Source organism: Microbacterium sp. CGR1 (genome assembly GCF_001266755.1).
GTDB lineage: Bacteria > Actinomycetota > Actinomycetes > Actinomycetales > Microbacteriaceae > Microbacterium.
This window is the reverse complement of record NZ_CP012299.1, coordinates 1,515,518-1,539,731: the sequence shown is the minus strand read 5'-3', so window position 1 is coordinate 1,539,731 and position 24,214 is coordinate 1,515,518. Positions and strand designations below refer to the sequence as shown.

Here is a 24,214-nt window from a genome sequence, read left to right as displayed (position 1 = left end):
AATGCGACGATCGATGAAGATCGCCACCGCAGGGGTGGCTCTCTTCGGCCTCATCGCGCTCGCCGGGTGTACGACAGACCCGTCCGTGGCGCCGGCGGAGTCGGAGAACCCGGAGGAATCGGCCGAGACCACCGAATGGTTCGACCAGGAGCTGTTCGACAAGCAGATGGAGGAGCGGGGTGTCGAGCCCCAGGGGCCGGCGACCGAGCCGTATCTCCAGCACATCAACGCCGAGATGGTCGACACGTCGGAGTTCGCCAGCGAGGGGCCCAAGAAGGCCTGCTTCGCGAACGCCTCGATCTCGAACCCGTGGCGGCAGACGGGCTGGATCACGATGAACGAGCAGCTCAAGTCGCTGCAGGAGGCCGGTGCGATCAGCGAGATGGAGACCCGCGACGCGCAGGACTCGGATGACACGCAGATCGCCGACATCGACTACTTCATCTCCGAGGGCGGCTGCGACGTCTTCCTCATCTCGCCCAACAGCACCGCGGCGATGACGCCGGCCGTCGAGCGCGCATGCGAGACCGGCAAGCCGGTGATCGTGTTCGACCGCGGCGTCGACACCGACTGCCCGGTCACGTTCATCCACCCGATCGGCGGATTCGCGTGGGGCATCGACACGGCCGAGTTCCTCATCGACAACCTCGAAGAAGGCGACAAGGTCGTGGCGCTGCGCATCCTCCCCGGAGTCGACGTGCTCGAGCACCGGTGGGCCGCTGCGGAGAAGCTCTTCGACGAGGCGGGGATCGAGGCCGTGGACTACTTCACGGGCGCCGACCCCGCGGAGATCAAGAGCATCATCAGCGACGAGCTCGCCAAGGGCGACGTGCAGGGAATCTGGATGGATGCCGGTGACGGCGCTGTCGCCGCGATCGAAGCCTTCGAAGATGCCGGCGCCGACTACCCGGTGATGACCGGCGAGGACGAGATGAGCTTCCTCCGCAAGTGGAAGGACACGGGTCTCACGGGCCTCGCCCCGGTGTACTCGAACTTCCAGTGGCGCACGCCGCTGCTCGCCGCGCAGATGATCTTCGCCGGCGAAGAGGTTCCGAAGGAGTGGGTGCTCCCGCAGAAGCCGATCACCGAAGCAGAGCTCGACGACTACCTCGCCGCCAATGAGGGAATGCCGGACGGGCACTACGCGAAGTTCGGCGGGGAGAACCTTCCCGGTTACCCGACCGTCTGGCAGGAACGCCAGATCCCGTAACCCCCGGTGATGCTCCCACCCTTCCCCTCTGCGCCTCGCGGATGGGAGGGTGGGAGCACTCGCGTCATCCCCGAAGGAGCAGGATGCCTCGCACGATCGCCGTCAACACGTGGGTGTGGACGTCTCCACTGACCGACGCGACTCTCGAGCCGCTCGCGCCGAAGGCGGCGGGGATGGGGTATCAGGCGCTCGAGCTTCCGCTCGAGAGCGTCGGGGACTGGGATCCGGCACGAGCCCGCGACGTGCTCGACGACCTCGGCCTCGCCGCGATCGTCGTCGGGGCCATGGGCCCGCGGCGCTCGCTGCTCGCGCAGGCCGGTGATGTCGGGGCCACGCAGGACTACCTGCGCTCGTGCATCGCGGCGGCCGCGACGCTCGGCTCCGCGGTGGTCGCCGGTCCCTTCTACGCACCCACCGGGGCGACCTGGCGGATGTCCGTCGAGGACCGTTCGCGAGTGGTGCGCGAGTTGCGCACGAACCTCGAGCCGGTCGCGGCCGAGGCCGCCTCCGCCGGAATCACCCTGGCCGTCGAACCGCTCAACCGCTACGAGACGAGCGTGCTCAACACGGTCGAGCAGAGCCTCGACGCGCTCGCGCCGCTGCTCGGCGCAGGCATCGGGCTCGCGCTCGACACCTACCACCTGAACATCGAGGAGAAGAAGCCCGCGGAGGCCATCCGCGCGGCGGGCTCGGCGATCGCGCACGTGCAGGTGTGCGGCAGCGATCGGGGCGCCGTGGGCGACGACCACACGGACTGGCCGGAGATCCTCCGGGCCCTCGACGATGCGGACTATCGAGGGCCGCTCGGGCTGGAGAGCTTCACGGGCGAGAACGCGACGATAGCCGTCGCCGCATCCGTCTGGCGACCACTCGCGGCGAGCCAGGACGAGCTCGCCGCCCGCAGCATCCAGGCACTGAGAGCGCTCGGCACCTGACCCGTCACGCGATACGAAGGAGTGTCCATGACCACGCACCCGGTCACCCTGTTCACCGGCCAGTGGGCCGATCTGCCGTTCGAGGAGGTCGCCCGGCTGGCGGCCGAGTGGGGATACGACGGCCTCGAGGTCGCAGCATCCGGGGACCATCTCGACCTGCGGCGAGCCGACGAGGACGACGCCTACGTCGCCTCGCGCCGCGAGATCCTCGACCGGCACGGTCTGCAGATCTTCGCGATCTCGAACCATCTCGCGGGCCAGGCGGTGTGCGACGCCCCCATCGACTTCCGTCACCAGGCGATCCTGCGCGACTACGTGTGGGGCGACGGCGACTCCGAGGGCGTGCACGCCCGTGCGGCGGACGACATGAAGCGGGCGGCGCGGGTCGCGCGCAAGCTCGACGTCGACACCGTCGTCGGGTTCACCGGCTCATCGATCTGGCCCTATGTGGCAATGTTCCCGCCAGTACCGGCATCCGTCATCGAAGGCGGGTTCGAGGACTTCGCCGCGCGCTGGAACCCGATCCTCGACGTGTTCGACGGCGAGGGCGTGCGGTTCGCGCACGAAGTGCACCCCGGTGAGATCGCCTACGACTACTGGTCGTCCGTGCGGGCGCTGGAGGCGATCGAGCACCGTGGGGCGTTCGGATTCAACTGGGACCCGTCGCACATGATGTGGCAGAACATCGATCCCGTCGGGTTCATCGTCGACTTCGCCGACCGGATCTACCACGTGGACTGCAAGGACACCCGGATGCGACCGCACAACGGGCGTGCGGGCGTGCTCGGATCGCATCTGCCGTGGGGCGACCCGCGACGCGGGTGGGACTTCGTCTCGACCGGCCACGGCGACGTGCCCTGGGAGGACGCGTTCCGCGCGCTCGAGGCGATCGGATACGACGGCCCCATCTCGATCGAATGGGAGGACGCGGGAATGGACCGCCTGCACGGCGCGCCGGAGGCCCTCGCCTACGTGCGGTCGCTGCTCTGGCCTGCGCCCACCGCCGCGTTCGACGCCGCCTTCAGCAGCCAGCAGACCGGAGATCCCGCATGACCATCCAGCACACCGTCGTCTTCCGCCTCGTGCACGAGGCGGGCAGCCCCGAGGAGCGCGAGTTCCTCGCGACGGGCAGAGCGGTGCTCACGTCGATCCCCGGTGTCGAGGACTTCACGATCCGTCGCCAGGTGAGCCCGAAGAGCGACCTCGAGCATCAGTTCTCGATGGTGTTCCGCGACCGCGATGCGTACCGCTCCTACGACGCGCACCCCGCGCACACCGCGTTCGTCTCGGAACGCTGGGTGCCCGAGGTCGCGGCGTTCCAGGAGTATGACTTCGAGGAGTGACGACGTGGCCGGCGGCGCGGATCAGACCGAGTCGCGCAGCTTCACCAGGCGCTCGTGGCCGGTCTCCTCGAGCTCCGCGATGCTCTCGCGCGACTTGAGGAAGTCCGAGAACGAGCGGTAGCCGAGGGCCTTCTCGCTGAACGACGGGTCCATGCGACGCATGTGCGTCTTCACCGCCGAGCTGTGCAGCCACTCGTCGGCATCGGCCTTGTCGTGCCCGAGGCGCAGCGCGCGATGCAGCAGCTCCGTCGCCTCGCCCTGCTCGGTGCCCTCGCCGTGCTCGTCGAGCTTCGCGGACGACGACGGTGCCGCAGCGGTCGCCGCCGCTGCGGCGGCCTTCGCCTTGGCGGCCTTCGTCGGCGGTCGCGATTTGGCCTTCGCGGCGGGCTCGGCGGCCGGCTCGGCCACAGGCTCGACGGCGACCTCGGGAACGGTGACGACGGGCGCGGGCGCGGTCTTGCTCGGGCGCACGACGCCGGGAAGCGAGTCGTACGCCTCGAACTCGTCGCACGCGGCGGCGAGGGACTTCGCGGTGGATCCCGCGACGCCGACGCCGATGACGTAGCGACCCAGACGCTTGCAGCGCTGTGCGAGCGGGACGTAGTCGCTGTCTCCGGCGACGATCACGACGTGCGTGAGGTCGGGCAGACGGAACATGTCCTCGACCGCGTCGACGGCGAGGCGGATGTCCGCGCCGTTCTTCGCGTAGGCGGCGGCCGGGAACAGCTGCACGAGGTCGACGGCGCGGGCCACGAGCTGCGACCTGTAGACCGCGTTCACGGGCGACGACCAGTCGGCGTACGCCCGGGTGAGCACGAGCGTGCCGAAGGAGGCCGCGTAGTCGATGATCGCGCCGACCTCGATCATGGCGCGGGACAGCCGCTCCGTGACCTCCGGATCGGTCGGGTTCTCGGTGATCCGCTGGCGGTCCTTGCCATAGGCGTTCCGTCCGTGCACACGGTCGTACCAGGAGATGACGATGTTGTCGAAGTCCAGGTAGACGGCGACGCGGGCGTCGGTGGCCTCAGCCATGGTTCACTCCTTCGCGCGGGTAGCGCACGCCGATCTGCGCGCGGATCTCGTCGAGGGTGCCCATGATCGCGACGCTCTCGGCGATCGGCAGGATGTCGCCCTCGAGCACGCCGTCGCCCACGAGGCGCTCGGCCGCGAGGGCCTGGTACTGCATGCCGCGACCGTCGACCTCGGACACGTACTCCTCGACGACCGTGCCGTCCGGCTGCACGACGCGGAACGTGGTGGGGGTGTACCAGACGCGGTCGAGGTCGATGCGCGCCGTCGTGCCGATGATGCTCGCCGCGTTGGGGCCCGCGGCACGCGACGACGAGAGCGTCGTCGAGATCGCTCCGCCGTCGTGGGTCATGACGGTGGCGACCTCGGCATCCGCTCCGGTCTCGATCAGGCGCCCGACGGCGTGGATGCCGGTCGGGGCGCCGAGGATGTCCCACACGAAGGAGATCGGGTAGATCCCGAGGTCGAGGAGGGCACCGCCGCCGAGCTCGAGGGCGTTGAGACGGTGCTCGGGGTCGGAGGGGAGCAGCTGGGTGTGGTCGGCGCTCACGGCGCGGATCTCACCGAGGGTCCCGGCGGCGATGATCTCGCGGATGCGGGCCATGTGCGGCAGGTAGCGCGTCCACATCGCCTCCATCGCGAGCAGGCCCCGATCGGCGGCCAGACGCTGCAGGTCCTCCGCCTCCGAGCGGTTGAGGGTGAACGCCTTCTCGACCAGCACGTGCTTGCCGGCTTCGAGCGCGAGGCGGGCGTTCTCGTGATGCATCGGGTGCGGGGTCGAGACGTAGATGATGTCGACCTCGGGGTCGGCGACGAGCGCCTCGTACGAGGGATGCGCGCGCGGGATGTCGAAGCGGGCGGCGAAGGCGTCGGCCGATTCCTGCGAGCGCGAGCCGACCGCCACGAGATCGAGCCCTGCGGTGCGCAGATCGGATGCGAACGCGCCGGCGATGCCGCCGGTCGCGAGGATTCCCCAACGAAGACCAGTCATCATCTCAGCGTAGGGGGTGGAGGCTGAGCACGGGGTGTTCAGACCAGGGCATCCGGGGGCGGCCGGAACGGATGCCGTTCAGACGAGCGCGAGCGCGCGGTCGAGGTCGGTGATCAGATCGCTCGGATCCTCGAGCCCGGCCGACAGGCGGATCGTGGCGAACTCGATCATGCGGTCACCACTGCGGTGCTCAGAGCGCGGGGGAGGAGGTCGAGGTCATGGTCCCATCCTCCGATCGGGCTCCGACACTCGGGGAGGATGTGTCGCCGTGTTGCGATCCGTTTCGCTGCGCTTCCCCGCCGATTGGCCCGCTGCCGAGCCCGCTCATACTTTCGGGTGCATGACCGAACCCCTCATCATCGGCGCCATGGTGCGCACTCTCGGCGCGTATCCCTCCGGCTGGCGTCAGCCGGGCGCGCATCGCGACCCCTCGGCCGATGCCGAGATCCTCCGTCGCATCGCGCGAGAGGGAGAGGACGCGGGGCTCGACTACCTGTTCTTCGGCGATTGGCTGGCCACCGGGCCGGACCTCGAATTCCGCGACCCGTACCTGCTCGCGCGGATCGACCCGGTGAGCGCCGTGCTGTACCTCGCCGGGGTCACCTCTCGAATCGGCCTCATCGCGACGGTGAACACGACCTACGCCGATCCGTATGCGACGGCGCGCTCGCTCGCATCCCTCGACCTGCTGACAGGCGGTCGCGCCGGCGTCAACCTCGTCACCGGAGCCGAGCCACGAGCCGCGGGCAACCACGGTCGCGATGCGCACGCCGACAACGAGAGCCGATACGACCGCGCCGAGGAGTTCGTCGTCGCCCTGCGCCGTCTGTGGGACTCGTGGAGCGAGGACGCCTGGATCGCGGATGCCGCACGCGGCGTGCTCATCGACCCGGACGGGCTCCGGGGTGCGGACCTCCGGGGCGAGCACGTGCGCGTCTCGGGGCCGCTGAACGTGGCCCGCCCCCCGCAGGGGCGGATCCCTCTCGTGCACGCCGGCACCTCGCCGCGGTCGCGCGCGCTCGCCGCGACCGAGGCCGATCTCGCGCTCATCGCCGCCCCGAACATCGCCGATGCGATCGCCACACGGCGGCAGCTGCGCGAGATCGCGCTCCGATCAGGCCGCTCGCCCGAGGGGCTGGCGGTGATCGCGCCCGTGCTTCCTGTGGTCGCACCGACGGATGCCGACGCTCACCGCATCGTCGAACGGCTGCTCGCGCTCGTCCCGCTCGACGAGGGGCATCAGTCGTCCCGCACGGCATTCCCCGCGAACAGATCGGTCGCCGCGCTGGCCGGCGCCCTGGGCGTCGGCGCCGACGACCCGCTGCGTTCCGCCGGCTTCGACGAGGTCGTGACCCGCGATCAGGCCGGGCGCCTCGGGGAGGCAGGGCAGGCGCTGATCGAGCGCCTGCGACTCATCGCCGGACTCCGCGTCGGGGATGACGGCGAGACGGCGCTGACCTGGCGCCACCTCGTCGCGGCCCATGCCGTGCCTGCCGCATTCGTGGTCGGCGACGCCGCAACGATCGCGGACCACTTCGAGACCTGGCGCGACCAGGGTGCAGCCGACGGGTTCAACGTGCTCTCCGCGTTCCAGCCCGCACAGTTCGAGGCCTTCACCCGCCTCGCCGCGCCCGAACTGCGTCGACGGGGCCTGCTCGGTCGCAGCGACGGAGCGCCCACCCCGCTGCGGGACCGTCTCGGCGTCGGCGTCGGCGTCGGCGGCGGCGTCGAGGTCGGCAGCGAGCAGCGTGCCGCATCATCGCTTCTCGTCCGCTGAACCGCGTCATCCATTACGTCGGATTGCGTCTGGTGACCCGTCATGACGCCTCGTGACAGGCCGGGTCCGCACATGACGACCCCATTCGCGTCACGACCGTGAGAGTCCCTAGCGTGACGTTCACCCGCACACCGAACCACAGCATCCCGTCCAGGAGGACCCGCATGAACCGCCGTCTCATCCGCGCAGCCGCCGTCGCGCTTCCGCTCGTCCTCGCGGCGGGACTCGCCGCCTGCGCGTCCTCGCCGGCCCCGAGCGGCGCCTCCGCCGACGCGGGCGACCCCGTCACCGGGGGAACGCTGACCTATCTGGAGCACCAGACCTTCACGAACCTCTACCCGCCGCAGGCCGGGTTCTACCCGAACGGAGGCGTGGTCAACAACATCGCCGCGCGCCTGACGTGGCAGAACCCCGACTCGCTCGAGATCGAGCCGTGGATCGCCTCGGCCTGGACCGTGAACGACGACGCCACCGAGTACACGTTCGACCTGCGACCCGACGTCACCTTCTCGGACGGGACGCCGCTGGACGCCGCGGCCGTGGCGAAGAACTTCGACACGTACGGCCTCGGCGACCCCGAGCGCGGCCTCACGGTCTCCGAGGCGATCAACAACTACGCCTCGAGCGAGGTCGTCGACGACGACACGGTCACCTTCCGCTTCTCGGCCCCGGCCCCCGGGTTCCTGCAGGCGACGTCGACCATCAACTCCGGCCTGCTCTCGCCCGAGACGCTCGACGGCACCATCGAGGACTTCGGGGCGGGCAACGCCGAGGAGATCATCGGCGCCGGGCCCTTCACCCTCACCGACGAGAAGCTGGGCACAGAGTTCACCCTCACCGCCCGCGAGGACTACGCGTGGGCGCCGGAGAGCGCCGAGAACCAGGGCCGTCCGTACGTCGACGCCGTGCACGTGCTCGTCACCCCCGAGGACTCCGTGCGCATCGGATCGCTGCTCGCGGGTCAGGCCGACTACGTCCGCTACGTGCAGGCCTTCGACGAGGACCGGGTCGAAAGCTCGGGCTTCACGCTGTACGCACCGCAGACGCGTGGCGTCAACAACTCCATCTCGCTGCGTCCCGAGAACCCGCTGCTGAGCGACATCAGGGTGCGTCAGGCGCTCGTCGCCGCGGTCGACGCCCAGGAGGTCGTCGACACCCTGTTCACCGAGAACTACCCCGTCGCGACCTCGGTGCTGTCGCAGGAGGCGCTCGGATACAAGGACGAGTCTGAGCACTACGCATACGACCCCGACAAGGCCGAGAAGCTGCTCGAAGAGGCGGGCTGGACGGCCGGGGCCGACGGCATCCGCGAGAAGGACGGCGAGCGCCTCGCGATCACCGTGTACGAGGCCGCACCGCAGCCGCTGTCGAAGCAGACGCTCGAGCTCGTCGCCCAGCAGCTCGCGAAGGTCGGCGTGGAGCTCACGGTCAAGCCGGCGGATGCCGGGTCGTATGCCGAGGACACCCGTGACCCGCTCAAGACGGGCTTCTACCACTCGATGGTCGGCCGCGCCGACTTCGACGTGATCAAGAGCCAGTACTACACGAAGAACCGTGACGCGCTGATCTCGAACGACGCCGAGCTCGACGCCCTGCTCGAGGCGGTCGCCTCGGAGCCGGACACCGAGAAGCGAGCGGCGGCCTCGCAGGCCGTGCAGGACTACATCGCCGAGCAGGCCTACGTCATCCCGCTGTTCGAGGAGCCGCAGGTCTACGGCGCCGCCACCTACGTGCACGGCGTGGACTTCGAGTCGGTCGGTCGCCCCACCTTCTCGGGCGTCTGGCTCGCCGAGCACTGAGCATGACTGAGACGGTGCACCGATGAGCTTCGTCCTCCGACGAGCCGGGCAGGCCGCGATCGTTCTGATCGCGGCCTTCACGGCCACCTTCTTCCTCCTGCAGCTGCTGCCGGGGGATGCGATCCTGATCAAGTTCTCCGACCCCAGCCTCGGGCTGTCGCCGGAGCAGCTCGACGGCATCCGCGCCACCTACGGCACCGATCTGCCGTGGTGGCAGCAGTACGTGCACGCAGGTCTCGGATTCGCGGCCGGTGACTTCGGCTACTCGACGCAGTTCGGCACCCCGGTGCTGGAGATGCTCGCCGAGGCACTGCCGTCGACCGTGCTGCTCGCGTCGCTGGGGCTCGTGGTCGCGCTGCTGATCGCCGTGCTCGTCGCAGGGCTCTCGTCTCTCGCGCCGTTCGCGTGGCTGCGCGACGGCATCCGTCAGGTGCCGGGGCTGTTCGTCGCGGTGCCGGTGTTCTGGCTCGGCATCCTGCTGATCCAGGTCTTCTCGTTCGGTCTCGGGTGGGTGCCGATCGTCGGCGCCGACCCTGTCGCCGGGCTCGTCCTCCCCGTGCTGACCCTCGCCGTGCCGATCTCCGCTCCGCTCGCCCAGGTGCTGGTGCGCGCCATCGATCAGGTGCAGGCGCAGCCGTTCATCACCGTCGTCCGGGCCAAGGGCGCGCCGCCGTCGTGGGTGCTCACCCGGTCGGTCGCGCGCAACGCGGCCCTGCCGACGCTCACGATCGCCGGGGTGCTGTTCGGCGAGCTCGTGGGAGGGGCCGTGGTCACCGAGACCGTGTTCGGTCGCACCGGCATCGGCCGCCTCACCGAGCAGGCCGTGTCGAACCAGGACATCCCGGTGCTGCAGGGCGTCGTGCTGCTGTCGGCCCTCGGGTTCGTGCTCATCAGCTTCGCCGTCGACCTCGTCACCCCGCTGATCGATCCGCGCCAGCGCGCCCTCTCGAAGTCAGGAGCATCGGCATGACCGTCGCCGCCGTGGCCGCATCCGTCGACACCCCGCCCGAGACACCGCAGCAGGATGCCGCAACGCTCACCCGATCGCCTCGACGCGCGCGCGGACTGCTCGCTCTGCCGTGGGGGCTCTACCTCGCGATCGCCGTCGTCTCGCTCGCCGTGCTCTGGGCGCTGATCCCCGGGGTCTTCGCACCCGGCGACCCCCTCACCGGCACTCCCGCCGACAAGCTGCTGCCACCGAGCGCGGCGCACCTCTTCGGCACCGACACGCTCGGTCGCGACCTGTTCGGCCGCGTCGTCCACGGCGCCGTGCACTCGCTTTCGGGCGCGCTCATCGCCGTCACCGTGGGCCTCGCGCTCGGGACGATCCTCGGTGCGATCGCCGGCGCGATCGGCGGCGTCGTCGACGACATCCTGATGCGCGTCGTCGACGTGCTGCTCGCCATCCCCGGCCTGCTGCTGTCGCTGTCGGTGATCATCCTCCTCGGCTTCGGCACGGTGAACGCCGCCATCGCCGTGGGCCTCGGCAGCGTCGCCGCCTTCGCCCGCCTGATGCGGTCGGAGGTCGCCAGAGTGCGTCGCAGCGAATACGTCGAGGCGGCGTACGGCAGCGGGGGCACCTTCTTCACGGTGCTCCGTCGCCATGTGCTGCCGAACTCGCTCACCCCGATCGTCGCGCTCGCCGCCCTGCAGTTCGGCACCGCGATCCTCGCGATCTCGACCCTCGGATTCCTCGGTTACGGTGCTCCGCCACCCACCCCCGAATGGGGGCTGCTGATCGCCGAGGGACGCAACTACATCGCGACCGCCTGGTGGCTCACGGCACTGCCAGGACTCATCGTGGTCGTCGTCGTGCTCAGCGCCAACCGCATCTCGCACCGCATCGGAAGGAACTCGCGATGAGCGTGCTCACCGTCGACGGCCTCGCCGTCTCGTACGCCACCAGAGCCGGTCGCCGGGAGGTGGTGCACGGGGTCTCCTTCGAGATCGCCGAGGGAGAGGCACTCGCGCTCGTGGGCGAATCGGGATCGGGCAAGTCCACCACCGCGCACGCCCTGCTCGGCCTGCTGCCCGAGGGCGGCAGGGTCGACGGCGGCACGGTGCGCCTCGGCGAGCTCGACATCTCGGGCTGGACGGATCGCGCGCTGCGCGGCATCCGGGGTCCGGAGATCGGACTCGTGCCGCAGGACCCGGTGACCTCGCTCGATCCCGTGCGCCCGATCGGCGCCCAGGTCGAAGAGGTGCTGAAGCTGCACGGCCACCGCGATCGTCGCTCACGGCGCGCGCGCGCGATCGAGCTCCTCGACCGGGTCGGCATCGATGACCCGGACCTCCGAGCGCGGCAGTACCCGCACGAGCTCTCGGGCGGTATGCGCCAGCGTGTGCTGATCGCCTCGGCGATCGCGCTGCGGCCACGGCTGCTGATCGCCGACGAGCCCACAAGTGCTTTGGACGCGACCGTCCAGCGCAAGGTGCTCGATCTGCTCGACGAGCTGCGTCGAGAGGAAGGCACGAGCATCCTGCTGGTCACCCACGACCTCGGCGTCGCGGCCGACCGCGCCCAACGGCTCGTCGTGCTGAAGGACGGCCGCATCGTCGAGCAGGGAGCGAGCGCCCAGGTGCTTGCGGCACCCTCGGACGGATACACGAAGCAGCTCCTCGCCGACGCCCCGGCGTTCACGACGGGGTTCCGCCGCCCCGAGGCGCCGCCCTTCCTGCGGGATGCCGCGGCGGTCGCGGCCGAGAACCCGTTCGCGATCACCGCGAGCGGTCTCGTCAAGGAGTTCAGGGTCGCGGGGCGTGAGCGATTCCGGGCCGTCGACGACGTGTCGTTCCGGGTGCGCCGGGGCACGACGCACGCGCTGGTCGGCGAGTCCGGATCGGGCAAGACGACCACCGCGCGCCTCATCACGCGCTTCCATGAACCGGATGCCGGGGCCATCGAGATCGACGGCGAAGACGTGACCGGTCTGTCGGGCCAGCGTTTGCGCGCGCTGCGCCGGCGCATCCAGCTCGTCTACCAGAACCCCTTCGCCTCGCTGGATCCGCGGCAGCAGGTCGTCGACATCGTCGCCGAGCCGCTGCAGAACTTCGGGGTGGGCTCCCGCTCCGACCGCAGGGATCGGGCGCTCGCCCTGATCGACAGGGTGTCGCTGCCGAGCGACCTCGCGCAGCGCACACCGCGTGAGCTCTCGGGTGGGCAGCGACAGCGGGTCGCGATCGCCAGGGCCCTCGCGATCGACCCCGAGATCGTCGTGCTCGACGAGGCGGTGTCGGCCCTCGACGTCACGGTGCAGGCGCGCATCCTCGAACTGCTCACCTCGCTGCAGGCCGAACTCGGTCTCACCTACCTCTTCATCTCGCACGACCTCGCCGTGGTGCGCAGGATCAGTCACACCGTCTCGGTGATGCGCCGCGGGCGGATCGTCGAGGAGGGCGTCACCGAGGAGCTCTTCCACGACCCCCAGCACGACTACACCCGGGAGCTGCTCGCGGCCGTCCCCGGACGAACGGAGCAGCCCGCATGACCGCACCCACGATCGCCTTCTTCACCCGGCTGCTCGACGACGCGTCGCCCGCCGAGCGCTACGCGCTGGCCACCGAGCAGATCCGGCACGCCGAACGGCACGGCGTCGGTCGCGCCTGGGTCGCACAGCACCACTTCCGCGCCGCGGAGGGCGGCCTGCCCTCGCCACTCGTCTATCTCGCCAACGTGGCCGCGCAGACCTCGCGCATCCGTCTCGGCACTGGGGTCGTCACGCTGCCGCTCGAAGATGCGGTGCGTGTCGCGGAAGACGCGGTGGTCGCCGACCTGCTCTCGGGCGGACGCGTCGACCTGGGGCTCGGCAGCGGCGGAACCCCCTCGTCCTTCGTGCCGTTCGGTGAGGACGTGCGCGACAAGGCGCCCACCTACGACCGCAAGCTGCGACTGCTGCTCGACGCACTCGCGGGGCGGGACATCGGCGCCGACAACACCCTCTATCCGGATGCCGGCACTCTCGGCGACCGCATCTGGCAGGCGACCTTCTCGGCCCCCGGAGGCCATCGCGCCGGCATCCACGGGCATGGCCTCCTGCTCTCGCGCACCCAGCCGCGGTCGACGGACGCGCTGCACGCCCCGCTCTCGGCGCTGCAGGATCCGATCATCGACGCGTACCTCGAGGCTCTCCCCGACGGCGTCGCCCCGCGTGTCACCGCCTCGCGCACCGTATTCGTCGCGGATGACCGCGCGGAGGCCCTGCGCTTCGCTGAGGTCGGGCTGCGTCGTGCCGCCGAGGGGTTCCGCCGACAGGGCCAGACGATCCCCGGCGACACCCTCGATGAGCTGATCGTGGCCCTCGACACCCACCTCGGCACCCCGGAGGAGGTCGCCGACTCCCTCGCCGCAGACGCCACGCTCGACAGGGCGACCGAGGTCGCGTTCCAGGTGCACTCGGTCGACGCCCCGCACGAGCACGTGCTGCGCTCGATCGAGCTCTTCGCCGAGCAGGTCGCCCCCGCTCTCGGCTACACCCTCACCGACACCATCAAGGAGAAGGCATGACCACCGACATCGTCGATCAGATCGTAGGGGTGACGCCCGAGCTCGATGCGCTGCGGCGCCGCCGCCCCGTCACCAGGGAGCAGCTGCAGGCGAGCTTCGACGCGCTCTTCGCGCCGGTGTCGACGGAGGAGGTGTCGCAGGCCGAGCGCGAGCTGATCGCCGCGTTCGCCACGCGCCTCGCCGGCGACGCGGATGCGACGGCCGAGTTCTACGCAGACCGGGCCCTGGCTGTGGACCCGCAGCGCGCCACCGTCGTGATCGCCGAGGCCACGAACGCTGCGGTGACCGGGCCCTTCGGCTCGTACACCGAAGCGGGACTGCAGGGCGAGAACACCGAGGGCGAGCGCTACGCGCCGTCGCCCGAGATCGCAGAGGCGCTCGGCGGGCGGGTCGCCGCCGCCCTCGCGCACACGCACCTGCTCGTGTTCCGGCCGCGCGAATCCGCGGCCGTCGACATCCAGCGGCTGGTGGATGCGGGATGGTCGGCCGACGGCATCGTCACCCTCTCGCAGCTCGTCTCGTTCCTCGCGTTCCAGCAGCGCGTCATCACGGGCCTGAGGGTTCTCTCCGCCGCCGGCATCGCCGCGGCATCCGACTCCGAGGAGGAGGCAGCATGACCGAGCTTCTGCGCGATGACGCACCGCACCCCGAGACGTTCACGCGAGCCGAGGTGGGGTGGACCCCGCATCTGCCGCCGCTCGCGGAGGAGGAGGTCACCGAGCGCCACTACGACGGTCTGGTCGACGCCTCTCGGGCGAAGAACGACTACTTCCGGCTGCTGGCGCGCGACCCCGAGGTGCTCAAGGCGCGCACGCTCGTCGACAAGGACATCTTCTACAACGCCAAGGAGGGTCTTCCCCGGGCCGAGCGCGAGCTCTCGGCGACCGCGGCTTCGCGTCGCAACGGCTGCGTGTTCTGCGCCTCGGTGCACTCGCGCTTCGCGGCGCACCACAGCAAGCGGGTCGACGACGTCGATCTCCTGCTGGATCAGGGAGTCGACGCCGACCTCGGGGAGCGGTGGAACGCGGTCGTCGCGGCCTCCGTCGCCCTGACCGACACGCCCAGCACCTTCGGCGCCGACGGGATCGCCCGGCTGCGGGCGGCGGGACTCGATGACCTCGAGATCGCCGACGTGATCCACGGTGCCGCGTTCTTCAATTGGGCGAACCGTCTGATGCTGTCGATCGGGAGGCCGGTCGCGCCCGCCTGATCGGTCGAGAGATCAGCACCGGCCCACCTCTGACGTGTCACCGTCGGGGGTGGGCTGGTGTCCTTTTGCGAGAGTATCGGCATACTTCTTGCTGTCTCCATATGACGACGTATCGCTTGCTAACGTCGACGCATGGCAGTCGCGGGCGGAGCATTCTACGAAGTCGATACCGACGTGCTGCGTGCTATGGCGTCGAAGGCGCGTCGCATCGTCGGCGAGCTGGGCTCGTCCGATGCCGCGAAGCCTGCTGACGCCGGACACGAGTGGGTCGTCGCAGCCGCGACGCGTTTCAGCAGCGCATGGTCCGACGGGCTCTGTGTCCGTGTGACCGACACCGAAGACTTCGCAGACAGGTTGACCACGACCGCTCGGATCTTCGACGAAGGCACCGATGCGGCGAAGGTCGAAGTCGACGCGATGATCTGGGACGACTGATGGAGCTGGGGCAGACCCAGTCGGCGGCGGACCTCGTGCCGGGCTCGGTGTCCGAGGTCAGGGCGACCGCGGAAGCGTGGAAGGCTCGTGGCGCTGAAGCCACCCGTGCACGCGATGACCTCGCCACGCTGGATGACGACGGCACGTGGAGAGGCGCTGCCTACGACGCCTATCTCGACCGGTTCGAGCGGCAGCTGCTGCACTGGAAGCATGCGGGCGAATCGCTCCGCGCGGGTGCGAGCGCACTGTTCACGTGGGCCGACGCGTTGCAGTGGGCGCAGGACGAAGCCGACCGTGCGATCACTCTCTGGAACGAGGCAGAGCAACAGGCTGCTGCGGCGCTGGCCGCCCACCGTGCACACGTGCGGGAGTTGCGCGTCGGGCAAGGGCTCCGGCACCCCGAGGGCGACGTGCCCTTCGTCGATCCGTCAGGTCCTGCGCACAATGAAGCGCGGGAGGTCCTGTTCAACGCCCGGGCGACTCTCGAGGTCTATGCGCGCGACTGCGCGATCCGGTTGGACGATGCCGCGGATGCGGCGCGGATGCCGCTGACCGACGCGGAGGCCGCGACACGAACACAGCACGCGACGACCGAGGTGATCGTCAACCTCGCTGTCGTCCAGCCGTTCCGAGCCACGATGGACATGCTCGCGATCTCGGCGCAGACGCTCTGGGAGCACCCCGACATCATCCTCGAACTCCTGGGCGGCGCTGCCACCTTCCTCGGCGGCGCGGCGCTGGCAGCCGGAGGCGGGGCCATTACCGTCACCGGAGCCGGTGCGCTGGCAGGTTCGCCCGCACTGGTCGTCGCCGGAGTCGGAGTGGCCGGTGCAGGCGCGACGATGATGGGCGACGCCGCCGGCCGATGGCTCACCGAGAGCTACGGCGTCAGCGACCGCGTTCACGGCCTCAACCGCGGAGATCGGCGCGATTACGAGGGAAAGTTCGCTGCCGGTGAGAATCCCCCGCCTTGGGTCGACAAAGAGAAGATCGGGCTCGAGCAATATGAGAGGCGGGAGCAGTCTGATGTGATCCGTTCGAAGGTGAAAGTCGACTATGAGGGTTCGCCGCAGAATGGACGGTCGTACGACGGCCTGGTGAAGAATGATGATGGCCCCAACACGTATACGGGCATTGAAGTGAAATCCGGGAACGCCATCGACGGCTACAACAGACCGGGCAGCACCCAACGACAGTTCGATGAAGCCGTCGACGGAGGGACACCGGCCCGCGGAAAGCTGGACGGGGAAGAGATCCTTGTCACACGAGTGGAAATAGAGATTGTGCCGTGACCAATCGCAGAACTCACGCCCAACAGTTCACCAGTGGCCAGATGGGGTGGATCACGGAGAATCGACGCCCCGCGTCCGAACACCTGCGACTTATGCTCCGCCTCCTGGGTACCGAGAACGAGCACACGTACGTCATCTGGCGAGGCGCGGACTCACGCAGCATCGTTGGGTTTCGTGAGCGGGCGACGGACTCTTTCATGCAGGCCGCAGGCTCCGCGGACGCTATGACCGTCGAGGTGCGGCTTCCCGGCCCCGACGGTGAGTCGCACCTGTACACGGTCGGACGGCCCGAGCCCGCAGACGGCAGGACCACCCTCATCCCCATCAGCGACGACCGAGCGGTGCGCGTGTTCTCGAACGAGATCTTCACCGCCGACGAAGCCGCGGTGATCTTCTACACGTATTACCTCACCGATGCCGTCTCGCAGCCGTACGTGCTTCGCGAGCTGGATCTCTCGAACGAACTCTCGGAGGAACGATGAAGGTCGCTGTTCGTCACGACGCCGTGGCACAGACGGTCGCCGAGCTCGCGCTCACCGTGAAAGCCATCGAGCACGAACTCGACGCCCTCGATTCCGAGGCGACGCTACTGAAATCGACCTGGGACGGGGAAGCGCAACGGGCCTATGACCGTGCCCAGCGGGAGTGGTCGAACGCGCTCGAGAGCATGAGAGCGTTGCTGGCCGAGGCCACGCGCCGACTGATCGCCGCGAACTCCCTCTCCATGGCGACGGCGTCCACGGCTGCCCGGGTCTGGTCCTGAGCGGCCTACGGGATCAGCACGATCTTGCCCGAGGCGGCTCCGGACTCCATGAGCTCATGAGCGTGTGCCGCCTCGCTCAGCGGCAGTTCGGGGCCGAGCTCGATCGTGAAGTCGCCCGCCGCCAGCAGGTCGACGGTCGCGCCGAGGGCCTCCGCGCGCCACACGAGCTCCTGCTCAGTGAGCGGCACCGGTGAACCGCCCGAGAACGCCCGGATGCCGAACGACGCGGCATCGGGGCCGCGGACGATCGTCGCGATGCGGTCGCGGTCGGCGACGAGCTCGAGCGACACCTCGATGGCCTCATCGGTCCCCGCGCAGTCGAGCGCGACCGTCACCCCGACCGGTGCGGCCTCGCGTACGCGCTCCAGCAGCCCGTCTCCGTATGCGACCGGGATCGCACCGAGGTCACGCAGCTGATCGTGTCGGGCCGGGCTGGCGGTCGCGATGACGGTGGCGCCCCAGGCGACGGCGAACTGCACGGCTGCCTGGCCGACCGAGCCCGAACCGCCGTGCACGAGCAGCACGTCACCGTCCGTGACTCCGAGCGAGCGGAGCGCCTGATAGGCGGTGCCGGCGGGGATGCCGATGCCGGCACCCTCCGCTGCGGTGACGGAATCGGGCAGCGCGACGAGCTTGTCGACCGGTACGGCGAGCATGCTCGAGTAGGTGCCGACGGTGTCGCGGATCGCGACGCGGTCGCCCACCGCGAATCCGTCGACGTCGTCGCCGAGCGATTCGATGACCCCGGCACCGTCGAACCCGACGGCACGCGGCTCGGTGATCGGCGGCGAGGGGCGCTTCGCACTGCGCAGCTTGGCGTCGATCGGGTTGGCACCCGCCGCCTCGATGCGCACCACGGCCTCGCCGCTGAGCGCGATCGGATCGGGGATCTCGATCAGGTGCAGCACATCAGGAGAACCGAACTCTGTGTAGACGATCGCGCGAGCCATGGATTCAGGCTACCCCCGAGACGACAGCACCTTCATGATCCGCTGCGGAGAGACGGGCTGCGCGGTGCCGAGACGCTGCGCGAACACGCTCACCCGGTACTCCTCGAGCAGCCAGCGGGTCTCGACCAGGGCCGGCGGTGCGTCGGCGGGCAGCGGGATCGCGCCCCCGGCATCCTCGAAGGCCTTCGCCATGCGCTCGAACTCGCTCATGCGCGTGCGGTCCTTGCCGGGCTCGTTCGCGAGCGTCTTCAGCCGCTCGAGCATCCCGTCGAGGTATCGCGGGAAGTGCGTGAGGCGCTCGACGCCTGCCGCCGAGACGAACCCGGGGTGCAGGAGTCCCGAGAGCTGCGTGCGGATGTCGTTCAGCGGCCCGAGCAGTGCGAGGGAGTTCTGCGAACGGATGCCGCGCTCGACATCGCGGGTCTTCGTGAGGATGCGAGCGACGAGCGACACGCAGGCGAAGAGGTCGTCGACGAGCGACGCCGACACCGCGTCGCGCACGCGCACGAACTCGGCATCGGTGCGCACGAGGCCGCCCGGCGCCAGCCGATCGATCGTGCTCTGGACGACCGCGGCCCGGCAGTCCTCGATGAGTGCGGCGGCCGACTGGTAGGGCGACGCGGCGAGTGCGAGCTTCTCCTGGCTGGTGAGGTGCTGCTGCACGTACGACGAGGGCGAGGGCACACCGAGCAGCACGAGGCGCAGCACGCCCGCCCGCGTGGCGGTGGCGGCGGCATCCGCCGTGGACTCGACGCGCACCGAGACGGTCTTCCCCTGGTCGACGATCGCCGGGTACCCGCGGACGACGCCGCCGGCCACGCGGGTGTCGAGCACCTCGGGAAGGTCGCCGAACGTCCAGGCGGTGAGGCCGTCCTTCTCGATCGAGGTGGCGACGGCAGCGGGCTGCGGTCCCTTCGAGGGGCCGGGGCGGCGGGGCGGGGTCGCGATCGACCGGGCCACGCTGCTGCGCGCACGGTCGGCGAGCTCGGCCTGCAGCGCACTGAGGTCGCGGTTCGATCCCGCGACGCGCCCGCGCTCGTCGACGGCGCGGAAGTTCATCCGCAGGTGCGCGGGCACGCGATCGTCTTCGAAGTCGGCAGCCGAGACGAGCTGATTCGCGAGCGGCTGGATGAGGCGTGCCAGCGCCTCTTTGAGCGTGCGATGAGGAAGGCCGCCGTGCGACTCCGGGCCGTCTCCGGCGAGCTCGGCACCGAACTTGTCGGCCCAATCGGCCGCAGGCACCACGTGCCGTCGGATCGCCTTGGGCAGTGCGCGGAGCAGGCCGGTGACGAGTTCGGCGCGCAGCCCCGGCACCTGCCAGTCGAAGCCCCTGTCCTCGATCTGTGCGAGCAGAGGCAACGGGATCACGACGCTCACGCCGTCGTCGGCCGCCCCCGGCTCGAAACGGTACGCGAGCCCGAGCACCTGGTCGCCCTGCGTCCACCGGGTGGGGAACTCGCTCTGATCGGCCCTGTCCTCGTCGTCGAGCAGGTCGGCCTCGCGCATCACGAGCAGCTTCGGGGTCGCGGCCAGCGCGTCGCGCCACCATTTCTCGAACGAGCGCACGTCGAAGACGTCGGTCGGGATCCGCTCGTCGTAGAAGCGGAACACCGCTTCGTCGCCGGCCAGGATGTCGCGACGCCTCTCACGTTCCTCGAGCTTCTCGAGGCGCTTGCGCAGTTCGGCGTTGCTGCGCCAGAAAGCGCTGACCCGCTTGTCGATGCGCGTCGGATCCCATTCGCCCTCGACGAGGGCGTGTCGCACGAACATCTCACGCGACGCCGCCCGGTCGATGCGGGCGAACTGCACACGGCGACGGGGGATGATCTCGACCCCGAACAGCGTCACCTTCTCGTACGCGACCGCCGCGCCGGCATCCTTCAACCAGTGCGGCTCGGTGACCTGGCGCTTCGCGAGATCGCCCGCGAGCGCCTCCGCCCAGGCGGGGTCGATGGCGGCGACCGTGCGGGCGTAGGTGCGTGAGGTCTCGACGATCTCGGCGGCCATGACCGCCTGCGGGGCCTTCTTGCGCAGGGCGGATCCGGGGAAGATCGAGAAGCGGATGCCGCGGGCGCCACGGTATTCCGCCATCCTCTTCTTCTTCGGATCGAGGCCCTTGCCGGTGTTGCGCTCGTCGAGGATGCCGATCTGCGACAGGAGTCCGGCGAGCAGAGCCCGATGGATCGCATCCGGATCCGCGGTCCCGCCGCGCGAGGAGTCCTTCTCCCTCACGAGCGACCGCAGCTGACGGTGCACGTCGAACCATTCACGCACCCGGACGTAGTTGAGATGCTCCGAACGGCACAGGCGACGGAAGGCGCTCGAACCGAGCTCGCGCTGCTGCTCCCGGAGGTGGTTCCACAGGTTCAGGATCGACAGGAAGTCGCTCGTCGGGTCGGTGAAGCGCGCATGCATGCGGTCGGCTTCGTCGCGCACGCTCTGCGGCGCCTCCTGCGACGGCCGCTCGCGCACGTCCTGGATCGACATTCCGGCGACGATCGCGAGCACGTCGCGGGTGACGTCGCCGCCGCCGGGGCGTCCGGCCTCGATCAGCATGCGGGCGAAGCGGGGGTCGATCGGGATTCGGGAGATGTCTCGACCGATGCGGGTGAGTCGAGGTGCGTCTCCGCTGCCGGTGACGGCGCCCAGCTCGGTGAGCAGGTCGACGGCGGCCTTGACTCCCCGGGAGTCGGGCGGGGTGAGGAACGGGAAGGCGGTGATGTCGCCGAAGCCGAGCGACAGCATCTGCAGGATCACCGAGGCGAGCGAGGTGCGCAGGATCTCGGGTTCGGTGAACTCCGCGCGCTTGTCGAAGTCCTCCTCGCTGTACAGGCGGATCGCGATGCCGTCGCTCGTGCGCCCGGCGCGGCCCGAACGCTGGTTCGCGGAGGCCTGCGAGATCGCCTCGATCGGCAGCCGCTGCACCTTCGAGCGGTTGCTGTATCGCGAGATGCGCGCGGTGCCGGTGTCGATCACGTAGCGGATGCCGGGAACGGTGAGGCTGGTCTCGGCGACGTTCGTGGCGAGCACGACCCGGCGCCGCACACCGGCGACGCGGCTCTTCTCGAACACCCGGTGCTGCTCCGCCGCCGACAGCCGGCCGTACAGCGGCAGCACCTCGGTGGGGGAGCGATCCTTCGCGTACGCGCCGCGCACGGCATCCGCGGCATCCCTGATCTCGGCTTCGCCCGGCAGGAACACCAGCACGTCGCCCGGCTCCTCGCGGTCGAGTTCACGGAGGGCCGCGACGATGGCGGTCACCTCGTCGGACTCCTCGGTCTCCTCCGTCTGCTCGCGGTAGCGGATCTCGACGGGGAAGGTACGGCCGGACACCTCGATCACCGGCGCGGGCACACCTTCGCGCGTCGCGAAGTGTCGGGCGAAGCTCTCGGGATCGATCGTCGCCGACGTGATGATCACCTTGAGGTCAGGTCGTTCGGGAAGGATCCGCACGAGGTAGCCCAGCAGGAAGTCGACGTTGAGCGAGCGCTCGTGCGCCTCGTCGATGATGATCGTGTCGTAGCGGCGCAGCAGCCGGTCGCGGTGGATCTCATTGAGCAGGATGCCGTCGGTCATCAGCGCGATGCGCGTGTCGTCGGACACCTTGTCGGTGAAGCGCACCTTGTATCCGACGAGGCCGCCGAGCTCGACCTGCAGCTCCTCGGCGACGCGCTCGGCGATCGTGCGGGCGGCGAGTCGTCGGGGCTGCGTGTGCGCGATGCGCTCGCGCCCGAGATCGAGGCAGATCTTCGGCAGCTGCGTCGTCTTCCCCGAGCCCGTCGCTCCCGCCACGATGACGACCTGGTTGTCGCGGATGGCGTCGGCGATCTCCTCCCGCGCAGCGCTGACCGGCAGCTCGGGAGGATAGAAGATCACAGGGGAAGGCATAGAACTCCCATCGTACGATTCATCCGTGAGCACTGTGTCGAAGCCTCCTCCCGCATCGCGGTGGTTCCACGAGTTCGGACGGGCTCCGCGCATCCTCGGACTCGACGTCGCCCGAGGGCTGGCGATCCTCGGCATGGCCGGAGCGCACATCGGCGAGACCGAGGCGTTCGATCCGTTCGACCTGTCGACCTGGACCGACCTGGTGCACGGGCGATCGTCGATCCTGTTCGCCGTGCTCGCCGGCGTCTCGATCGCCCTGATGACCGGCCGCAGCGTGCTGCCCGATCCCGAGCGGATGCCGAGCCTCCGCCTGCAGCTGATCGGTCGCGGAGCGGTCATCTTCCTGATCGGTCTGGCGCTGGAGATGCTGAACACGCCGATCGCGGTGATCCTCACGCTCTACGGACTGCTCTACGTCGCCGTCATCCCGTTCCTCCGGTGGCAGCCGTGGAAGCTGCTGATCGCCGCCGGCATCCTGGCACTCGCGGCACCGGCGCTGCTCGCGTTGCTCGCCGCACTCACCCTGAACCCCACCGGCGCGGGCGTCAGCCTCGTCCTCTACGGCTCGTATCCGATCACCGCGTGGCTCGCGTTCGTCTTCGCCGGTATGGCGCTCGGGCGCCTGCGTGTCGAGAAGGTCGAGACCGCGGCGATCACGCTGGGCGCCGGCGTCGGACTCATGGTCGTCGGCTACGGACTGGGCCTCGTCGGAGGAGTCACCCGCCTCGGCTCCGGCTCCGGCTCGGCGATCTTCGGCGGCGAGCCCGCCGCGGGGTGGAGCACCTACTCCGAGGCGCTGGCCGCAGCGGATCCGGGAGGGGCCGTCGTCCGAGCGATCTTCGCCGTCGAACCGCACTCCGGCGGAACGGCCGAGATCCTCGGCTCGGGCGGGTTCGCACTGTCGGTCATCGCGCTGTGCGTGCTGCTCAGCGGGCCGTTGCGTGCGGTGCTCCTTCCGCTCGGGGCGTTGGGGTCGATGCCCCTGTCGGCCTACAGCGTGCATGTCGTCTCGGTCGCGCTCGTGGCAGGACCCGGAGGCTTCTTCTCGAGCAATGCCTTCTGGTTGGCGACGGCCGTCGCGCTGCTTCTCGCGACCACGCTGTGGTCGATCCTGTTCGGGAGGGGCCCGCTCGAGAGGCTGGTCGGCTGGGTCGCCTCGAGGATGGCGGCGGTTCCTCCTGGTCGACCTGTCATCACAGGTCGTAGGGTGGATTCATGACGATTCCTGCACTCGAACTGAACGACGGCCATTCCATCCCGCAGCTCGGCTACGGGGTGTTCAAGGTTCCGGCCGACGAGACCGAGCGAGCCGTGAGCGAGGCGCTCGAGATCGGCTACCGCCACATCGACACGGCCGCCATCTACGGCAACGAAGAGGGCGTCGGGGCGGCGATCGCCTCTTCCGGCATCCCGCGCGACGAGCTGTTCATCACGACCAAGCTCTGGAACGACCGCCACCACGACGACGAGCCGCGTGCGGCGATCGGCGAGAGCCTCGAGAAGCTCGGGCTGGATGTCGTCGACCTCTACCTCGTGCACTGGCCCACTCCGGCGAAGGACGACTACGTGCACGCCTTCGCTCGGCTCATCGAGCTGCGCGAGGCAGGACTGACACGCAGCATCGGCGTCTCGAACTTCCTCGTTCCGCACCTCGAGCGCGTGGTGGCCGAGACCGGCGTGACGCCGGCGGTCAACCAGATCGAGCTGCACCCGGCCTACCAGCAGCGCGACGTCGTCGACTGGGCGACCGAGCACGGCATCCGCATCGAGTCGTGGGGCCCGCTCGGCCAGGGCAAGTACGACCTGTTCGGCACGCCGGCGGTGGCCGAGGCGGCGGCGGCGCACGGCGTCACCCCCGCGCAGGCGGTGCTGCGCTGGCACCTGCAGCGCGGATTCATCGTCTTCCCGAAGTCGGTGCGCGCCGAGCGCCTGCGCGAGAACCTCGACGTGTTCGGGTTCGAGCTCACGGACGCCGAGGTCGCGGCGATCGACGCCCTCGACCCGCTCGACGGCTCTGGTCGGGTCGGATCGCACCCCGACGACGTGAACTGACACGCTCCGTGTCGACAGATGACGCCCCGTGTCGCT

General features: G+C 69.7%; 22 protein-coding genes. 18 read left to right on the top strand and 4 right to left on the bottom strand.

The window, feature by feature from the left end; translation table 11 throughout:
* Position 1 precedes the first annotated feature (1 nt).
* The 4 genes from AKG07_RS07365 (at position 2) to AKG07_RS07350 (ending at position 3,488) form a co-directional block, all read left to right on the top strand.
* Complete coding sequence (locus tag AKG07_RS07365) at positions 2 to 1,210, top strand: substrate-binding domain-containing protein (protein WP_053097165.1); 1,209 nt, start codon at positions 2 to 4, stop codon at positions 1,208 to 1,210.
* Between the two features lie 83 nt (positions 1,211 to 1,293).
* Positions 1,294 to 2,145 carry a sugar phosphate isomerase/epimerase family protein gene (locus AKG07_RS07360; protein ID WP_053097163.1) on the top strand — a complete coding sequence of 284 codons (852 nt, stop codon included), beginning with the start codon at positions 1,294 to 1,296 and terminating at the stop codon, positions 2,143 to 2,145.
* A gap of 27 nt (positions 2,146 to 2,172) precedes the next feature.
* A complete protein-coding gene (locus AKG07_RS07355; RefSeq protein ID WP_053097160.1) occupies positions 2,173 to 3,198 on the top strand; it encodes a sugar phosphate isomerase/epimerase family protein in 1,026 nt (341 codons plus the stop codon).
* Complete coding sequence (locus tag AKG07_RS07350) at positions 3,195 to 3,488, top strand: Dabb family protein (protein WP_053097158.1); 294 nt, start codon at positions 3,195 to 3,197, stop codon at positions 3,486 to 3,488. The genes AKG07_RS07355 and AKG07_RS07350 overlap by 4 nt, the downstream gene beginning before the upstream one ends.
* Positions 3,489 to 3,509: 21 nt before the next feature.
* On the opposite strand, the gene AKG07_RS07345 is transcribed toward AKG07_RS07350, so the two are convergent.
* Positions 3,510 to 4,520, bottom strand: coding sequence for an NYN domain-containing protein (locus AKG07_RS07345; protein ID WP_053097157.1), 1,011 nt, complete (start codon positions 4,518 to 4,520; stop codon positions 3,510 to 3,512).
* Complete coding sequence (locus tag AKG07_RS07340) at positions 4,513 to 5,508, bottom strand: Gfo/Idh/MocA family protein (RefSeq protein WP_053097156.1); 996 nt, start codon at positions 5,506 to 5,508, stop codon at positions 4,513 to 4,515. The genes AKG07_RS07345 and AKG07_RS07340 overlap by 8 nt, the downstream gene beginning before the upstream one ends.
* A gap of 340 nt (positions 5,509 to 5,848) precedes the next feature.
* Between AKG07_RS07340 and AKG07_RS07335 the strand changes: the two genes are divergently transcribed.
* The 12 genes from AKG07_RS07335 to AKG07_RS07280 all read left to right on the top strand — a co-directional run bounded on the left by AKG07_RS07335 (position 5,849) and on the right by AKG07_RS07280 (position 17,288).
* A complete protein-coding gene (locus AKG07_RS07335) occupies positions 5,849 to 7,285 on the top strand; it encodes an NtaA/DmoA family FMN-dependent monooxygenase (protein ID WP_082297857.1) in 1,437 nt (478 codons plus the stop codon).
* 164 nt (positions 7,286 to 7,449) lie between these two features.
* Positions 7,450 to 9,084, top strand: a complete 1,635-nt coding sequence (locus tag AKG07_RS07330; RefSeq protein WP_053097155.1) for a TIGR04028 family ABC transporter substrate-binding protein — start codon at positions 7,450 to 7,452, stop codon at positions 9,082 to 9,084.
* Positions 9,085 to 9,106: 22 nt separating this feature from the next.
* Positions 9,107 to 10,054, top strand: a complete 948-nt coding sequence (locus AKG07_RS07325; RefSeq protein WP_053097150.1) for an ABC transporter permease — start codon at positions 9,107 to 9,109, stop codon at positions 10,052 to 10,054.
* Positions 10,051 to 10,947 (top strand): ABC transporter permease, encoded by an 897-nt coding sequence (locus tag AKG07_RS07320; RefSeq protein WP_053097148.1) that lies wholly within the window; start codon positions 10,051 to 10,053, stop codon positions 10,945 to 10,947. Before AKG07_RS07325 ends, AKG07_RS07320 begins: the two co-directional genes overlap by 4 nt.
* Positions 10,944 to 12,572 carry a dipeptide ABC transporter ATP-binding protein gene (locus tag AKG07_RS07315; RefSeq protein WP_053097146.1) on the top strand — a complete coding sequence of 543 codons (1,629 nt, stop codon included), beginning with the start codon at positions 10,944 to 10,946 and terminating at the stop codon, positions 12,570 to 12,572. Before AKG07_RS07320 ends, AKG07_RS07315 begins: the two co-directional genes overlap by 4 nt.
* Positions 12,569 to 13,588 (top strand): putative FMN-dependent luciferase-like monooxygenase, encoded by a 1,020-nt coding sequence (locus tag AKG07_RS07310; protein ID WP_053097145.1) that lies wholly within the window; start codon positions 12,569 to 12,571, stop codon positions 13,586 to 13,588. The genes AKG07_RS07315 and AKG07_RS07310 overlap by 4 nt, the downstream gene beginning before the upstream one ends.
* The gene (locus tag AKG07_RS07305) at positions 13,585 to 14,205 is read left to right on the top strand and encodes a CMD domain protein (protein WP_053097143.1); all 621 of its coding nucleotides are present in this window, start codon (positions 13,585 to 13,587) and stop codon (positions 14,203 to 14,205) included. Before AKG07_RS07310 ends, AKG07_RS07305 begins: the two co-directional genes overlap by 4 nt.
* On the top strand, positions 14,202 to 14,798 hold the full coding sequence (locus tag AKG07_RS07300; protein WP_053097140.1) for an alkylhydroperoxidase domain protein: 597 nt from the start codon (positions 14,202 to 14,204) through the stop codon (positions 14,796 to 14,798). Before AKG07_RS07305 ends, AKG07_RS07300 begins: the two co-directional genes overlap by 4 nt.
* Positions 14,799 to 14,930: 132 nt before the next feature.
* Entirely contained in the window at positions 14,931 to 15,233 is a 303-nt protein-coding gene (locus tag AKG07_RS07295; RefSeq protein WP_053097138.1) for a hypothetical protein, read from the top strand.
* On the top strand, positions 15,233 to 16,525 hold the full coding sequence (locus AKG07_RS07290; RefSeq protein ID WP_053097136.1) for a putative T7SS-secreted protein: 1,293 nt from the start codon (positions 15,233 to 15,235) through the stop codon (positions 16,523 to 16,525). Before AKG07_RS07295 ends, AKG07_RS07290 begins: the two co-directional genes overlap by 1 nt.
* Before the next feature lie 224 nt (positions 16,526 to 16,749).
* Complete coding sequence (locus AKG07_RS07285) at positions 16,750 to 17,007, top strand: hypothetical protein (RefSeq protein WP_150115090.1); 258 nt, start codon at positions 16,750 to 16,752, stop codon at positions 17,005 to 17,007.
* Positions 17,004 to 17,288, top strand: coding sequence for a WXG100 family type VII secretion target (locus AKG07_RS07280; protein WP_053097133.1), 285 nt, complete (start codon positions 17,004 to 17,006; stop codon positions 17,286 to 17,288). Before AKG07_RS07285 ends, AKG07_RS07280 begins: the two co-directional genes overlap by 4 nt.
* 5 nt (positions 17,289 to 17,293) lie before the next feature.
* Here the strand turns inward: AKG07_RS07280 and AKG07_RS07275 are convergent, their stop codons facing one another.
* The gene (locus AKG07_RS07275; protein ID WP_053097132.1) at positions 17,294 to 18,238 is read right to left on the bottom strand and encodes a quinone oxidoreductase family protein; all 945 of its coding nucleotides are present in this window, start codon (positions 18,236 to 18,238) and stop codon (positions 17,294 to 17,296) included.
* Between the two features lie 9 nt (positions 18,239 to 18,247).
* Positions 18,248 to 22,126 carry an ATP-dependent RNA helicase HrpA gene (hrpA, locus tag AKG07_RS07270; protein WP_053097130.1) on the bottom strand — a complete coding sequence of 1,293 codons (3,879 nt, stop codon included), beginning with the start codon at positions 22,124 to 22,126 and terminating at the stop codon, positions 18,248 to 18,250.
* Between the two features lie 25 nt (positions 22,127 to 22,151).
* On the opposite strand from hrpA, the gene AKG07_RS07265 reads away from it, so the two are divergent.
* Together AKG07_RS07265 and AKG07_RS07260 are read left to right on the top strand one after the other, a co-directional pair.
* Positions 22,152 to 23,345, top strand: a complete 1,194-nt coding sequence (locus tag AKG07_RS07265) for a heparan-alpha-glucosaminide N-acetyltransferase domain-containing protein (RefSeq protein ID WP_233277346.1) — start codon at positions 22,152 to 22,154, stop codon at positions 23,343 to 23,345.
* Positions 23,342 to 24,178, top strand: coding sequence for an aldo/keto reductase (locus AKG07_RS07260; RefSeq protein WP_053097128.1), 837 nt, complete (start codon positions 23,342 to 23,344; stop codon positions 24,176 to 24,178). Before AKG07_RS07265 ends, AKG07_RS07260 begins: the two co-directional genes overlap by 4 nt.
* The last annotated feature ends 36 nt before the right edge of the window (positions 24,179 to 24,214 follow it).